Consider the following 14,750-nt stretch of genomic DNA (forward strand, 5'->3'; position numbering starts at 1 on the left):
GGCCTACTACGACGATGCGGCCAACGCCCGCCGCTTCCAGTCGCCCGAGTCGGTCACGATGGAGTACCTGGTGCTGGATCTGCCCTCGGTCGAGCGCGGCATCAGCATCGCCGAGGACGACCTGCGCAAGTACTACAGCGAGAACGCCTCGCGCTACGAGCAGGCCCAGGAGCGCCGTGCCCGCCACATCCTGATCAAGGCCGAGGCCGGCAGCCCGGCCGACGTCAAGGCCGCTGCCCGCAGCAAGGCCGAGGCGCTGCTGGCCGAGGTGAAGAAGAATCCGGCCGGCTTCGCCGAGCTGGCGAAGAAGAGCTCCGAGGATCCGGGCTCGGCGCCGAACGGCGGCGACCTCGACTGGTTCCCGCGCGGCGCGATGGTCAAGCCCTTCGAGGACACCGTCTTCGTCATGAAGAAGGGCGAGATCAGCGGCATCGTCGAGACCGACTTCGGCTTCCACATCATCGAGCTGACCGACCTGCGCGGCGGCGAGCGTCGCAGCTTCGAGTCGGTGCGCGCCGAGATCGAGGCCGAGGTGCGCAAGTCGCTGGCGCAGAAGCGCTACGCCGAGGCGGCCGAGCAGTTCTCCAACCTGGTCGAGCAGGAAGACACGCTCGAGCCGGTGGCCGCCCAGCTCAAGCTGACGCTGCGCCGTGTCGAGCGCTTCACCCGCGCCTACCGCCCGGCCGCGCAGGCCGAGGGCGCGGCGGTGCTGGCCAACCCGAAGCTGGCCGAGCTGGCCTTCCTGCCCGACAACCTCGCCGGCAAGCACAACTCGCAGGCCACCGACATCGGCGGCAACCAGATGGTCGCGGTGCGGGTGCTGGAGCATCAGCCTTCGCGTCGCCAGCCGCTGGCCGATGTGCGTGATGCGGTGCGCGCTGCGGTGCAGCAGGACAAGGCCGCCCGGGCCGCCCGCGCCGAGGGCGAGGCCCGCCTGGCGAAGTGGAAGGCGAGCGCGCCGCCGCTGGCCGAGCTGCCGGCCGCACAGACGATCTCGCGTGCACGCAGCCAGGATCTGCCGCGCCCGATCGTCGACGCGGTGCTGAAGGCCTCGGTCGACACGCTGCCGGCCTGGATCGGCGTCGATCTCGGCCAGGACGGCCATGCGGTGGTGATGATCGAGAAGGTGCAGGCCGCCGATGCCGCCGACACCGGCCCGATCGAGCAGGTGCGTCAGCAGTACGCCGCGATGTGGGCCCAGGCCGAGACCGAGGCCTACCGCGCCGCGCTGCGCAAGCGCTACAAGAGCGAGATCACCGCCAAGGCCAGGCCGGCCGAGGAGCCGGCAGCGGCGGCCTCGAAGTGACATCGAAAATATTCGCTGAAATCTCTTGCGAAGACAGAAATAGCCGTACTACAATTCAATTCTTCGCTCAGCGACGGTGGCTGTAGCTCAGTTGGTAGAGTCCCAGATTGTGATTCTGGTCGTCGTGGGTTCGAGTCCCATCAGCCACCCCAGACAAGAAAAGAAAGCCCGGTCAGTCGACCGGGCTTTTTTCATGGTGCGCGCCGTCGCACCCGCAGCTTGCGCAGCTCCTCCACCCACAGCACCGTGCTGGCCAACGCGGCCAGCGGCAGCAGCGTCGAGGCCTGCAGCGGCTGCGCATGGAAGAGCGCGCCGAGCGCCGGCACCTGGAGCACCGCGATCTGCAGCGCGATGCTCAGCGCCAGGCCGCCGGCCAGCCAGCGGTTGGCCAGCAGCCGCGGGCCCAGCGCCGAGGCGGTGGCCGACTGGCAGTTGAGCACATTGAACCAGCAGCACATCGCCAGCAGCGTGAAGGTCTCGCTGCGCACCAGGGCCTCGGGCGCGCTCGCGGCCAGCCGCCAGGCGAACCAGCCGAAGGTGAGCGCGGCGATCGTCGGCGCCATCAGGGCCACCCGGCCCAGCAGCGCGCGGTCGAGCAGGGCCGCGTCGCGCGGCACCGGCCGGCGGCGCATCTCGTGGCCGTCGGGCGGGTCCATCACCAGGTTCACCGTGACCGTGCCCTCGGTGACGATGTTGATCCACAGGATCTGCACCGCCGCCAGCGGCATCGGCAGGCCGGCCAGCAGCGCCAGCAGCAGCACCGCCAGCGCCGCCATCGAGGTGGAGAACAGGTAGAGGATCACCTTCTTCAGATTGGCATGGACCACCCGGCCCTGCTCGACCGCGCCGACCAGGGTGGCGAAGTTGTCATCGGTCAGCACGATGCGCGCGGCGCTCTTGGCCACCTCGGTGCCGGTGACGCCCATGGCCACGCCGACATCGGCCCGGGCCAGCGCCGGTGCGTCGTTGACGCCGTCGCCGGTCATCGCCACCACCTCGCCGCGGGTCTGCAGCGCCTCGACGATGCGCAGCTTCTGCGCCGGCTGCACCCGCGCGAAGACGGCGACGCGGCCGAGCGCGTCCTGCAGCGCGGCCGCGTCCATGCGCTCGAGCTCGCGGCCGTCGACCGCCAGGTCGCCGTCGCGTGCGATGCCCAGATCGCGGGCGATCGCCAGACCGGTCAGGCGATGGTCGCCGGTGACCATGACGGTGCGGATGCCGGCGCGGCGGCATTGCGCCACCGCCTCGCGCACGTCCTCGCGCGGCGGGTCGATCTGGGCGACCAGGCCGAGCAGCCGGGCCCGGCCCTGGAGCGCCGCGAAGCCGCCCGAGGCGTCGGGCGCCGCATCCTCCACCACCGCGAAGGCCAGCACCCGCCAGGCCCGTGCCGCCATTGCCTCCGCCTGGGCGCGGGCGCGTGCGTGCAGGGCTTCGTCCTCGGGACGACACAGCCGCAGCACCGCCTCCGGCGCGCCCTTGATCCACACCTGCGCGCCGTTCCAGGTCGCCATCATCTGGGTGTCGGCGTCGAAGGGCAGTTCGGCATGGCGCGGGGCGGCCGCCCGCAGCGCCGCGCCGTCCCGGCCGGCCTTGGCGGCCAGCACCCGCAGCGCGCCCTCGGTCGGATCGCCCAGCACCGTCCAGCCGCCGTGCTCGCCCGCCTCCGGGGGCGGTGCGACCAGCTCCGCGTCATTGCACAGCACCGCCGCGTCGAGCAGCGGCGCCAGCACCGTGTCGTCGGCGTCGATCGAGGACTCGCCGACCCGCAGCCGGCCCTGCGGCCGGTAGCCGATGCCCTCGACGCGCACCTCGCGGCCGTCGGGCAGCCACAGGCCGATCACCGTCATCTCGTTGCGGGTCAGCGTGCCGGTCTTGTCGGTGCAGATCACGGTGACCGAGCCGAGCGTCTCCACCGCCGAGAGCCGGCGGATGATCGCGCCACGCCCGGCCATGCGCTGCATGCCCACCGCCAGCGCGATGGTCATCGCCACCGGCAGGCCCTCGGGCACCATCGATACCATCTGGCTGATCGCGACCATCAGCACCTCGGGCAGCGGCAGTGCGCGCCACAGTCCCAGCAGCACCACCAGCACGAACAGGCCGAGCGAGGCCGCCACCAGCATCCGGCCGAAGCGCTCCAGGCGCCGCTCCAGCGGGGTCTTCGGCTCCTCGGCGCCCTCGGTCAGGCCGGCGATGCGGCCGACCTCGGTGCGGCTGCCGGTGGCTACCACCAGCGCGCGGGCGCGGCCTGCGGTCACATGGGTGCCGGCATGCAGCATGCCGCTGCGGTCGGCCAGGCCGGCCTCGGCCGGCACCGCCGCGGCCGACTTGGCCACCGGCACCGACTCGCCGGTCAGCGCCGCCTCGGCCGCCTGCAGCAGCGCATGATCGAGCACCCGGGCATCGGCGGCGACCGCATCGCCGGCGGCCAGCAGCATCAGGTCGCCGGGCACCAGCTCGCGCGCGGCCACCACCTGCTCGGCGCCGTCGCGCAGCACCCGCACCTGCAGGGCCGACAGCCGGCGCAGTGCGGCCATCGAGCGCTCGGCGCGGCCTTCCTGCAGCGTGCCGATCAGCGCGTTGACCAGCACCACCGCCAGGATCACCCCGGCGTCGCCCTGGTGGCCGAGCGCCACCGCCAGCGCCGCGGCGACGAACAGGATGGCGATCAGCGGGCTGGCGAACTGCCGCGCGAAGGTGCGCCACAGCGGCCGGTGCGGCGCCTCGGGCAGCGCGTTGGGGCCGTGCTCGGCGAGCCGCCGCGCGGCGGTGCCGGCCGGCAGGCCCCGCTCGGCATGGCTCTCCAGATGCCGGACCGCCTGATCGGGCGCAAGCGCATGCCAGGCGGGCGAGTCCGGGGGCGGACGGTCGGGGCGGACGGGTGTCGGTGCGGGCACGCCAGGTTCTCCTTTGCTCCGGATGGTTCCCGGATGGTGGGGAGAAGTTCTGCCGTGGGCGTGTCGGCGCGAGGGGGATCGGACAGTGCCTTGACCTGGGTCAAGACAGGTGTCAGGTATCGAGCGTGGCGCCGGCCAGCAGGGCCTGCTGGGGCGCGCTGGCCAGCGCGAGCTTGCGGTAGGCGCCGCGGATGTGCTCGTTGACCATCTGTCCCTTCATGCCCATCAGCCGCGCGATTTCCTTGACGGTGAAGCCCTTGCTGATCTGCAGCAGCACCTCGCTCTCGCGGGGGGTGAGGGCGCGTGCGTCACCCTCGGGCAGGTTCTGGGCGCGCAGGAAGGCCTGCATGCGCCGCGCCATCGACGGCGACAGCGGCGGCTGGCCGCGCACGATGCGCTGCAGCTCCTCGACCAGCACCTCGAAGCGGTCTTCCTTGAGCAGGTAGCCGCTGGCGCCGCACTGCAGCGCCGGGAACAGATGGTCGTCGTCGGAATGCAGCGTGGTGGCGATGCGGATGGCCGGATAGCCGGCCAGCCGGGCCAGCAGCGTCAGGCCGGCCTGGTCGGGCTGCTCCAGGTCGCACAGGATCAGCCGGAAGGCCTCCGTGCCGTCGCCCTGCAGGTCGAGCGCGGCGCTGGCGGCCTCGATGCCGGCCGCCTCGACGAAGCTCAGCTCGTCGCTGAAGCTCTCGCGCACGACGCGCGCCAGGAAGCCTCGGGCGACGGCATTGTCCTCGACGATCAGCACGCGGATGGGCATGGGGTGCGGTTCCTGGCAGGGCGCCTTCGGGCGCTGGAGTGTGCAAGTTCAGGATTATCGGCGCAGGCACCGGGAAGCGGCAGTACCCCATCCCCCGGGTCCGGGCTGTCGCCCCCGGATGCGCGGGTGCGCCGGCCGGTGCCTACAATCGACCTCATGAGAATACTGGTGGCCAATGATGATGGATACCTTGCGCCGGGGCTGCATGCGCTGGTCGAGGTCTGCCGAAGCTTCGGCGAGGTCGATGTGGTCGCGCCCGAGCAGAATGCCAGCGGCACCTCCAACTCGCTGTCGCTGCACCGGCCGCTGTCGGCCTGGCGGGCCGACAGCGGGGTGAGGGTGGTCAACGGCACGCCCTCCGACTGCGTGCATGTCGCGCTGACCGGCCTGCTCGAGCACCGCCCCGATCTGATCGTCTCGGGCATCAACAACGGCCCGAACCTGGGCGACGACACCATCTACTCCGGCACGGTCGCCGCGGCCACCGAGGGCTATCTGTTCGGCGTGCCGGCGATCGCCTTCTCGCAGGCCGAGCATGGCTGGCGCCATCTCGACGCGGCGGCCGAGACCGCGCGACAGATCATCGCCGAGGTGCTGGCGCGGCCGCCCTCGGCCGGCGCCTGGCTGCTCAATGTCAACATTCCGGCCCGACCGGATGCGGCCGATCTGCCGCGCCAGGTCACCCGGCTGGGCCGGCGCCATGCCAGCGAGCCGGTAGTGCGCCAGTTCAGCCCGCGCGGCGACCCGATCTACTGGATCGGCGCGCAGGGCGAGGTCCGCGAGGCCGGCGAGGGCACCGACTTCCATGCGGTGGCCGCCGGCATCGTCTCGGTCACGCCGCTGCAGGTCGATCTGACCGACCATGCCGGCCTGCCGGGCTGGCAGCGCTGGCTGGCCGGGCCGTCCGGCTGAGCCTGATGGCCGACGAGGACGACGCCTCCCGGCCGCCCTCGGGCCGCTGGCCGCTGCGGCTGGAGCGGGCCCGGCCGTCGCCGCGGCGGCTGGTTGCGCCCGGCACCGACTCGGTGATCCGCCATGAGCAGGCGCCCGCGACCCCCCGGGTCGCCTTTCCGGTGCGCCGGATGGCCGAGCCGGTCCGGCCGGCGCCGGGCGACTGCGCACCGCTGCGCCAGCACATGGTCGACCGGCTGCGCCAGGCCGGCTGCCGCGACGAGGCGGTGCTGGCGGTGATGGCACGGGTGCCGCGCCATCTCTTCGTCGATGCCGCGCTCCAGGGCCAGGCCTACGAGGACACCAGCCTGCCGATCGGCCTGGGCCAGACCATTTCCAAGCCCTCGGTGGTGGCGCGCATGATCGAGCTGCTGCGCGAGCGTCCGGGCGGCCCGGCGCTGCGCCGGGTGCTGGAGATCGGCAGCGGCTGCGGCTACCAGGCCGCGGTGCTGGCCGGCCTGGCCGAGCGGGTGATCTCGATCGAGCGGCTGCGCGGCCTGCACGAGCGGGCGCTGGCGCGGCTGGCGCCGATGGCGCTGGCCAATCTGCAGCTGGTCTACGGCGACGGCCGGCTGGGCCATGCGCCTGCCGCACCCTTCGACGCCATCATCGCCGCCGCCGGCGGACATGAGCTGCCGCCGGCCTGGCTGGAGCAGCTGGCCCGCGGCGGGCGGCTGGTCGCGCCGGTGCACGACGCGGCGCTGAAGTCGCAGGTGCTGATGGTGGTGGACCGGCTGGCCGACGGCAGCATCGTGCAGCGCATTCACGAGCCGGTGCGCTTCGTCCCCTTAGAATCCGGGATCAGCGAATTCGGACACTCCTGAGGTGAGGCTCCCACGCCCCGTCCGGACTCATCAGCGGCTGCGGGCCTCCATCACACTCCATGACGACTCCATATTCCACGCTTCCCGGCATCAGGTTCCTGCTCGGCGGCGCCTTCGCACTGCTCCTGACCGGCTGCGCCTCGCATCTGCGCCCGCCGGCTCCGCTCGAGAACCGCAGCCCTTCGAGCAGCTCGAAGCCGGCCGAGCCCGAGCGTCTGCCCCCCGGCCACGAGAATGCCGGCAAGCCCGGCTACTACACCGTCAAGCCCGGCGACACGCTGATCCGCATCGGTCTGGAGACCGGCCAGAACTGGAAGGACATCAGCCGCTGGAACCAGCTCGAGAACGCCGACCTGATCGAGGTCGGCCAGGTGCTGCGGGTGGTGTCGCCCGGCCAGGATCCGAGCCAGGTCGCCTCGCGACCGGTGGTGACACCGCGCATCGAGCCGCGTCCGATCGCGCCGGCCCCGGTGGCGACGGCGCCGGTGCCCGCGACGCCGCCGGCCACCGCGGCCACGCCGGCCGCCTCGGCGCCGGCCACCCCGCCGGTGGCCAGCACCCCGGTGCCGGCGCCTGCCGCCGGCCCGGCCGCCTCGGCCGGCCGCGATGCGGACGACGATGTCAACTGGCTGTGGCCGTCCCAGGGTCCGATCGTCACCGGCTTCGAGGGCACCCGCAGCAAGGGCGTGGCGATCTCCGGCAAGGAAGGCGATCCGGTGCTGGCTGCGGCCGATGGCCGGGTGGTCTATGCCGGCTCGGGCCTGCGCGGCTATGGCAACCTGATCATCATCAAGCACAACGACACGCTGCTGACCGCCTACGCGCACAACAAGGCGCTGCTGGTGCGCGAGGACCAGATGGTGCGTCGCGGCCAGAAGATCGCCGAGATGGGCTCGAGCGACACCGACCGCGTCAAGCTGCATTTCGAGGTCCGCCGCAAGGGCAAGCCGGTCGATCCGGTCAAGGTGCTGCCGGCGCGCTGAGGCCGCTCGCCACCGCGCCTCCATTCCTCTGACCGCCGCTCCGGCACCTGCATGCCGGTCGCGGCGGTCTCGCTTTCATCCCCCGCAATTCCTCCCATGACCGACATCAACGAATGGCTGAAGGTCGACGCGCTCGACCTCGAGGCCCAGGGCGTGGCCCGCAACAGCGAAGGCAAGGTCGTCTTCATCGAGGGCGCGCTGCCCGGCGAGACGGTGCGCGTGAAGACCGGCCGGCGCAAGAACAACTGGGAGCAGGGCGAGCTGGTCGAGATCGGCCGCGAAAGCTCGCAGCGCGTGACGCCCGGCTGCCCGAACTTCGGCCTGCATGCCGGCGCCTGCGGCGGCTGCAAGATGCAGCATTTCCATGCGTCGGCGCAGGTCGCGGTCAAGCAGCGCACGCTGGAGGACAACCTCTGGCATCTCGGCAAGGTGCGCCCGGAGCGGGTGATGCGCCCGATCGAGGGCCCCACCTGGGGCTACCGCTACCGCGCGCGGCTGTCGGTGCGCCATGTGGTCAAGAAGGGCACGGTGCTGGTGGGATTCCATGAGCGCAAGTCGCGCTACATCGCCGACATGAGCGAATGCCGCATCCTGCCGCCGCACATCAGCGCGATGCTGCTGCCGCTGCGCGCGCTGGTGATGTCGATGGACGCGCGCGACACGCTGCCGCAGATCGAGCTGGCGCTGGGCGAATCGCCCGAGGGGCTGGTCAATGCGCTGGTGCTGCGTCATCTGGAGCCGCTGGGCGCGGCCGACCTGCAGCGCCTGCGCGACTTCGCCGCCCAGCACCGGGTGCAGTGGTGGCTGCAGCCCAAGGGCCCGGACACGGTGCATCTGCTCGACGCCGGCGAGGGCGCGGGGCCCCAGCTCGCCTACACGCTGCCCGAGTTCGGCGTGACCATGCCCTTCAAGCCGACCGACTTCACCCAGGTCAACCACCAGATCAACCGGGTGCTGGTGGCGCGGGCGCTCAAGCTGCTGGACGCCCAGCCCGACGAGCGGGTGATCGACTGGTTCTGCGGCCTGGGCAACTTCACGCTGCCGATCGCCACCCAGGTGCGCGAGGTGCTGGGCATCGAGGGCAGCGAGGCGCTGGTGCAGCGCTCGCGCGAGAACGCGATCGTCAACCGCCGCGACAACGCCACCTTCGCGGCGCGCAACCTGTTCGAGCTGTCGGCGCAGGACCTGGCCGCCTACGGCTCGGCCGCGCGCTGGCTGGTCGATCCGCCGCGCGAAGGCGCGTTCGCGCTGGCCAAGGCGCTGGCCGAGGTGCGCCAGAACCCGATCGCGGGCTACGAGCCGCCGGCGCGCATCGTCTACGTCAGCTGCAATCCCTCGACACTGGCGCGCGACGCCGGGCTGCTGATGCACCAGGCCGGCTACCGCTGTGCCGCCGCGGGCGTGGTCAACATGTTCCCGCACACCGCGCACGTCGAGTCGATCGCGGTGTTCGAGCGCATCGACGGCTGGACGCTGCCGGCGCCGGTCGAGGCCGAGCCGCAGGCCATGGCCCCTGAAGGCGCTGCGCCCGAGACGGCCGATCCGGCATGAGCACCGTTCTTGCTTGATCCGGGCGCCCCTTCACGGAAAGATTCATGATCCGCCTCCGGCTGTCCATCGAGCTTGACTACCTCGTCCTGTCGCCCTCGTGCGACTTCGTCTTCAACATCCATGTGGCGCACACCAGCCGCCAGACGGTGCGCGAGGAGGCGCTGACGCTCGATCCCTGCCAGCGCGCCGAGGTGCAGCTCGACCCGGTGCACGGCAGCCGCTACATGCGCCTGCATGCCGCGGCCGGGCCGCTCAGGGTGTCCTACCAGGCCACGGTCGACATCCGCCACCACATGGAGGATCCGGCCAGGATCGGCGAGGTGCCGGTGTCGCGGCTGCCGGTGCATGTGCTGCCCTATGTCTACCCGAGCCGCTACTGCCAGTCCGACCGGCTGCTGCGGCTGGCCTTCGCCGAGTTCGGCCATCTGCCGCCGGGCTACGCACGGGTGCAGGCGATCCGCGACTGGGTGCACCGCCGGGTGCTCTTCCAGTCCAACAGCACGAACTCGACCACCTCGGCGCTGGACACGCTGGTCGAGCGGGTGGGCGTGTGCCGAGACTTCGCGCACCTGATGATCGCGCTGTGCCGCGCGCTCAACATTCCGGCGCGCTTCGCCACCGGCATCGACTACGGCGCCGACCCGGCGCTGGGTCCGACCGACTTCCACGCCTATGTCGAGGTCTACCTGGGCGACCACTGGTACATCTTCGATCCGTCGGGCACGGCCATTCCGATGGGCTTCGTGCGCTTCGGCACCGGGCGCGACGCGGCCGATGCCGCCTTCGCGACCATCTTCGGCGGCGTGCAGTCGCCGCCGCTGCCGCCGCGCCTGCGCATCGAGGCGCTGACCGGCACGCCCGATCTGACGCTGCCGGTGCACTGCACCCAGGCGCTGTCGACCGACGACGGGCCGCCGGTGCGGCAATGAGGGTCGGGGCGGGGCTTGGGCCTCAGCCTCAGACCCGCAGCGCCTGCGTCTGCGGATGCCGCTGCATGTAGACCCGCACATACGAGCAGCTCGGGCGCACCTTCAGCCCCTCGGCGGCGGCCCAGTCCAGCGCGGCCCGCACCAGCGCGGCGGCGATGCCGCGGCCCTCGAGCGCTCGCGGCACGCCGGTGTGGTGCATGTCGATCAGGTCGCCGCTGCGGTGGTAGGCGGCCACGCAGCTCAGGCCGTCCACGACCGCCTCGAAGCGCGATGCGGCCGGGTTGTGGACGATGGTCAGATCGGTCGGGGGCGTCGTCATGGGCGGTCTCGGCTCAGCGCTCAGTGGCGGTCCAGGGAATGTCGATCACCGGCGGCACGCGGTTGTCGATGTCGCGCGGCACCATGCCGGCCTTGTCGATCGCGTTGATCACCGCCTGGTCCCACTCGGGCTGGCCGCTGGACTTCAGCAGCTCGCGCGAGATGATGGTGCCGTCGGGCGCGACGCGCACCCGCACCACCGCGGGCGCGCTGCTGCGGATCTCGCCGGTGAAGGTGAGCTTGGGCTTGAGGTAGGCACGCAGCCGGCCGGCATAGCCCGCCGACGGGCCGGAGGACTGCGCCGCCGTGCCGCCACCGCCCGATCCGGCCGGACCGCCGCGACTGCCGGCGCCGGCACGGCCGCTGCCGTCGCCTTCGCCGCCGTCTCCGTCGCCGAGCTGCTTCTGCAGACGGCGCAGGTTTTCCTCGCGCAGCCTGGCGGCGCGCTCCTGGTCGGCCTTTTCCGCCTTCTCGGCCTTCTCCCGGGCGGCTTTGTCCGCCTTTTCCCGGGCGGCCTTCTCGGCCTTTTCCTTCTCGGCGCGCTCCTTGTCCGCACGTTCCTTCTCGGCCTTGCGTTCGGCGGCCTTTTCCTTTTCCGCCTTCTCGGCCTTTTCAGCCTTCTCGCGCTCGCGGCGTTCCTTCTCGGCCTGCTCCTTGCGGGCGCGCTCCTTCTCGGCGCGCTGCTGCTCGGCCTTTTCGGCCTTCTCCTCCTTTTCCGCTTTTTCCCGTTCGGCTTTTTCCCGGGCTGCCTTGTCGCGGGCGGCCTTCTCTGCCTTCTCGCGCGCGGCTTCCTCGGCTTCGCGGCGGCGCTTCTCGGCGCGCTCGCGGGCGATGTCGGCCTCGCGCTGCTCGGCCGCTGCAGGCGGGGGCGGGCTGGCCTTGGGCTTCGGAACCGGCACGGGGACCGGCATCGGCTCTGGCGCCGGTGCCGGAGGAGGCGGCGGCGGTGCGGGTGGCGGGGGCGGAGGCACCGCCTCGACGGGCGCCTCCACGCGGGCGGCTGGCGCGGCGGCCGCAGCAGGTGCGGCGGCCTGCGGCACCGCCGACCACAGCTCGGCGCTGACGGTGGCGATCTCCTCGCGCTTCCAGGCCACGCCCCAGGCGAGCGCGGCGATCAGCCCGGCGTGCGCGATCAGCGCCACCGTCGAGCCCAGCCCCAGGCTGTCGGCCGAGGGGGGACGGCGCACCGGATCGTCGGCCGGGTCCGCTGGGGGCGGCGGCGGCACCATCTGCGCGCGCGGCGGCGAGGGCGGGAGCGTCATCGGCCGACCTCGCTCAGCCACCGGTGGTGCGCACCGCCAGGCCGACGCGGGCCACGCCGGCGCGCTGCAGGGTGTCCATCACCTTGACGACCAGCTCGTAGCGCACGCCCTTGTCGGCGGCGATGATGACCGGCACCTGCGCGGCACCTTCGGCCAGCGCCTTGACGCGTGCGGCCAGCCGGCCCATCGCGACCCGCTCGTCCGGATCGCTGCCGGCGGGCGTGCGGCCGTCGACCTTCAGCCGCAGCTGGCCGTCGGCGTCGACGATGACCTCGATCACCCGGTCGGGCTGGCGCTGCGCCTGGCCGATGGTGGGAAGGTCGACCACGCCGGGCGTCATCAGCGGAGCGCTGACCATGAAGATGATCAGCAGCACCAGCATCACGTCGATGAACGGGACCATGTTGATCTCGTTGATCGTGCGGCGGCGCCCCGATCCGGAGCGGGACTGCATCGCGGGCATCGTCGGACTCCGCTCAGAGCGTGGCGGCGGTCGCCGAGGGCTGCGCGGCGGCCATCTGGCCGGCGTTGCGCGCCAGGATGTTGGAGAACTCCTCCATGAAGGTCTCCTGCTGGATCGCCAGGCGGTCGATGTCGCGCGCGAAGCGGTTGTAGGCGATGACCGCCGGAATCGCGGCGAAGAGGCCGATCGCGGTGGCCACCAGCGCCTCGGCGATGCCCGGCGCGACGGTGGCCAGCGTCACCTGCTGCAGATTCGACAGGCCGGTGAAGGCATGCATGATGCCCCAGACGGTGCCGAACAGGCCGACATAGGGCGAGACCGAGCCGACGGTGGCCAGGAAGGACAGGTTGGACTCGATCACGTCGAGTTCGCGCTGGAAGCTCGCGCGCATCGCGCGCCGGGCGCCGTCGAGCAGGGCGCCGGGGTCGCCGACGCGGCGCTCGCGCAGCTTCAGGAACTCGCGCATGCCGGCGGTGAAGATGCGCTCCATCGGTGCGGACTGGTGGGCGTTGCGCTCGCTCTGCTGGTAGAGCTCGCTGATGTGGCGGCCCGACCAGAAGTCGCGCTCGAAGCGGTCGTTGCCGCCGCGCACCCGGCGCAGGCCGGTGATCTTGGCGACGATCACCGCCCAGCTCGCCAGCGACACCAGCAGCAGCACCGCCATGACGATCTGCACGACGATGCTGGCCTGCAGCACCAGCTGCAGGATGTTCAGGTCCTGGTTCATGGCATCAAGCCTCGGAAGAATCGGAAGGGAGTCAGGGCTGCAGTCCGAGGGCGGACAGCAGGGCAGGGGGCATGCGCCGGGGGCGCAGCGAGGCGGCATCCACGCAGCCGATGCGGATGCGGCCCTCGGCCAGCAGCGTTCCGTCGCGCCAGGCCTGCTGCTCGAGCACCAGGCTGGCGCGGCCGCTCTCGGCCACCCGCACCGTCACCTCGACGAGATCGTCGAGCCGTGCGGGCTGGCGGTGGCGCACCTGGGTGTCGGTCACCACGAACATCGCCTGGTCCTCGAGCCGCATCGCCTGCTGCGAGAAGCCGAGCGTGCGCAGCCATTCGGTGCGCGCGCGCTCGAAGAACTTCAGGTAGTTGGCGTAGAAGACCACGCCGCCGGCGTCGGTGTCTTCCCAGTAGATGCGCAGCGGCCAGCGGAATTCGTCGAGGAGCGGGTTCGGGTTCGCAGAGGTCATCGGATCGGGATCAGGTGCGGGCCCACAGCAGCGTGGCCACCAGCAGCAGCAGCACCAGCACCACCGCCAGCAGCGTGCTGAGCATCCAGCCTGGCGGCCGTCCGGTCGGCGAGGGCGCCGTGGGAACAGCGAGATGCCGGGGCACGGCCGGCGCTGTTCCCAGCGGACCGGGCAGCGTGGAGGCCGGCGGCGGCAGGGTCTGCGCCGCGGCGGCCGGAGCCGGCGCGACGGGGCTGGCCGGCTCGCCGGCCTCGGGCTGCGAGGACAGCCAGGCGCGCAGCTCGCGCGCCATCGTGCCGGCGGTGCGGTGACGCTGCTCCGGATCGATGCGGATCGCCTTCAGCGCGATCTCGGCCAGCTCGTGCGGCACGCCGGGATCGATCTCGCAGGGATGGCGGGGCCGCCCGGCGCGCACCGAGGCACGGATCTCCGCCAGCGTGCCGCCCAGGAAGGGCCGCTGGCCGCACAGCAGCTCGTAGAGCACCACGCCGAGCGAGTAGACATCGGTGCGCGGATCGCATTCGCGGCCGTCGAACTGCTCCGGCGCGGCGTAGTAGGGCGAGCCCAGCGCCGGCCCGCCGATCGCCTCGGCCTGATGCAGCAGCTGCGCGATGCCGAAGTCCAGCACCACCGGCCGGGTGCGCCCGACCATGAAGATGTTGCCCGGCTTGACATCGCGGTGCACCACGCCCTTGCCGTGCGCGTAGCTGAGCGCGTCGGCCACCCGGCGCACGATCAGCGCCGCCTGGGCGCCGCTGGGATGCCAGCCCGAGCGCAGCATCTGCGACAGGTCCTTGCCGCGCAGCAGCTCCATCGCGATGTAGGCACCGTCCGGGCTGACACCGGCGTCATGCACGGTGACGATGTGCGGATGGCTCAGGCGCGCCGCCGCGCGGGCCTCGTCGAGCACCCGCGCCACCAGCGGTTCGCGTTCGCCGTCCGGCACCGCCAGCGGCAGCGTCTTGACCGCGACCCGGCGGGTCAGCACGGTGTCGTAGGCCGACCAGACGGTGCCCAGGCCGCCGGCGCCCAGCGGCCGCTCCAGCACATAGCGGCCCATCTGGTTCTGGTTCAGCAGGGCCTGGGCATCGGGAATCAGCACCGGCGCGGCCGGCATCGGCGGCACCGGCGTGGTCAGCTCGCCCGGCAGGCTCAGATCGAGCGCCGCGCCGATCTGCTGCTCGAAGGGCAGGCTGTCGGGCGGCAGGGTCTCGGTCAGCGCGCCCGGATCGGTGGGCAGCCAGCCGGCTTCGGCCGGACCGGGCGGCGGGGGCAGGCGGTGCGGGGTCGAGGTGGTGGTCATGGCGGTGGCGGGG

14 protein-coding genes and 1 tRNA gene are annotated in these 14,750 nt (G+C 72.2%); 7 read left to right on the forward strand and 8 right to left on the reverse strand.

Features of this window, described 5'->3' with window-relative positions; translation table 11 throughout:
* Both HZU84_RS07130 and HZU84_RS07135 read left to right on the forward strand, forming a co-directional pair.
* Positions 1 to 1,306, forward strand: a 1,306-nt coding sequence (locus HZU84_RS07130) for a peptidylprolyl isomerase (protein WP_180692839.1), incomplete at its 5' end; no start/stop codon positions are given.
* Positions 1,307 to 1,382: 76 nt separating this feature from the next.
* A tRNA-His gene (locus tag HZU84_RS07135) sits at positions 1,383 to 1,458 on the forward strand.
* Positions 1,459 to 1,497: 39 nt separating this feature from the next.
* On the opposite strand, the gene HZU84_RS07140 is transcribed toward HZU84_RS07135, so the two are convergent.
* The gene (locus HZU84_RS07140; RefSeq protein WP_149503165.1) at positions 1,498 to 4,203 is read right to left on the reverse strand and encodes a cation-translocating P-type ATPase; all 2,706 of its coding nucleotides are present in this window, start codon (positions 4,201 to 4,203) and stop codon (positions 1,498 to 1,500) included.
* A gap of 112 nt (positions 4,204 to 4,315) precedes the next feature.
* Positions 4,316 to 4,963, reverse strand: coding sequence for a response regulator (locus tag HZU84_RS07145; RefSeq protein WP_149503166.1), 648 nt, complete (start codon positions 4,961 to 4,963; stop codon positions 4,316 to 4,318).
* Positions 4,964 to 5,119: 156 nt separating this feature from the next.
* Here HZU84_RS07145 and surE point away from each other — a divergent pair, with 156 nt between their 5' ends.
* The 5 genes from surE (at position 5,120) to HZU84_RS07170 (ending at position 10,201) form a co-directional block, all read left to right on the forward strand.
* Positions 5,120 to 5,875, forward strand: coding sequence for a 5'/3'-nucleotidase SurE (gene surE, locus HZU84_RS07150; protein WP_149503167.1), 756 nt, complete (start codon positions 5,120 to 5,122; stop codon positions 5,873 to 5,875).
* A 5-nt stretch (positions 5,876 to 5,880) separates the two neighbouring features.
* Positions 5,881 to 6,738, forward strand: coding sequence for a protein-L-isoaspartate(D-aspartate) O-methyltransferase (locus tag HZU84_RS07155; RefSeq protein WP_149503168.1), 858 nt, complete (start codon positions 5,881 to 5,883; stop codon positions 6,736 to 6,738).
* A gap of 59 nt (positions 6,739 to 6,797) precedes the next feature.
* A complete protein-coding gene (locus HZU84_RS07160; protein WP_149503169.1) occupies positions 6,798 to 7,721 on the forward strand; it encodes a peptidoglycan DD-metalloendopeptidase family protein in 924 nt (307 codons plus the stop codon).
* A 96-nt stretch (positions 7,722 to 7,817) separates the two neighbouring features.
* Complete coding sequence (gene rlmD, locus HZU84_RS07165; RefSeq protein WP_149503170.1) at positions 7,818 to 9,272, forward strand: 23S rRNA (uracil(1939)-C(5))-methyltransferase RlmD; 1,455 nt, start codon at positions 7,818 to 7,820, stop codon at positions 9,270 to 9,272.
* 44 nt (positions 9,273 to 9,316) lie between these two features.
* Complete coding sequence (locus HZU84_RS07170) at positions 9,317 to 10,201, forward strand: transglutaminase-like domain-containing protein (RefSeq protein WP_149503171.1); 885 nt, start codon at positions 9,317 to 9,319, stop codon at positions 10,199 to 10,201.
* 28 nt (positions 10,202 to 10,229) lie between these two features.
* Here HZU84_RS07170 and HZU84_RS07175 read toward each other — a convergent pair whose 3' ends face one another.
* Genes HZU84_RS07175 through HZU84_RS07200 form a run of 6 tightly spaced genes read right to left on the reverse strand, consistent with a single transcriptional unit; the run spans position 10,230 to position 14,737 of the window.
* The gene (locus HZU84_RS07175; RefSeq protein WP_180692840.1) at positions 10,230 to 10,520 is read right to left on the reverse strand and encodes a GNAT family N-acetyltransferase; all 291 of its coding nucleotides are present in this window, start codon (positions 10,518 to 10,520) and stop codon (positions 10,230 to 10,232) included.
* A gap of 13 nt (positions 10,521 to 10,533) precedes the next feature.
* Positions 10,534 to 11,781 (reverse strand): cell envelope integrity protein TolA, encoded by a 1,248-nt coding sequence (gene tolA, locus HZU84_RS07180; protein WP_149503172.1) that lies wholly within the window; start codon positions 11,779 to 11,781, stop codon positions 10,534 to 10,536.
* Between the two features lie 13 nt (positions 11,782 to 11,794).
* The gene (locus HZU84_RS07185) at positions 11,795 to 12,244 is read right to left on the reverse strand and encodes an ExbD/TolR family protein (protein ID WP_037481243.1); all 450 of its coding nucleotides are present in this window, start codon (positions 12,242 to 12,244) and stop codon (positions 11,795 to 11,797) included.
* Between the two features lie 13 nt (positions 12,245 to 12,257).
* Positions 12,258 to 12,971 (reverse strand): protein TolQ, encoded by a 714-nt coding sequence (gene tolQ, locus HZU84_RS07190; RefSeq protein ID WP_149503173.1) that lies wholly within the window; start codon positions 12,969 to 12,971, stop codon positions 12,258 to 12,260.
* A gap of 31 nt (positions 12,972 to 13,002) precedes the next feature.
* Positions 13,003 to 13,434: a tol-pal system-associated acyl-CoA thioesterase gene (ybgC, locus tag HZU84_RS07195; RefSeq protein ID WP_149503174.1), complete on the reverse strand. Its 432-nt coding sequence runs from the start codon at positions 13,432 to 13,434 to the stop codon at positions 13,003 to 13,005.
* 10 nt (positions 13,435 to 13,444) lie between these two features.
* Entirely contained in the window at positions 13,445 to 14,737 is a 1,293-nt protein-coding gene (locus HZU84_RS07200) for a serine/threonine-protein kinase (protein ID WP_149503175.1), read from the reverse strand.
* Positions 14,738 to 14,750: the final 13 nt, after the last annotated feature.

The sequence above is a fragment of the Sphaerotilus sulfidivorans genome (assembly GCF_013426975.1).
GTDB classification, from domain to species: Bacteria; Pseudomonadota; Gammaproteobacteria; order Burkholderiales; family Burkholderiaceae_C; genus Sphaerotilus; species Sphaerotilus sulfidivorans.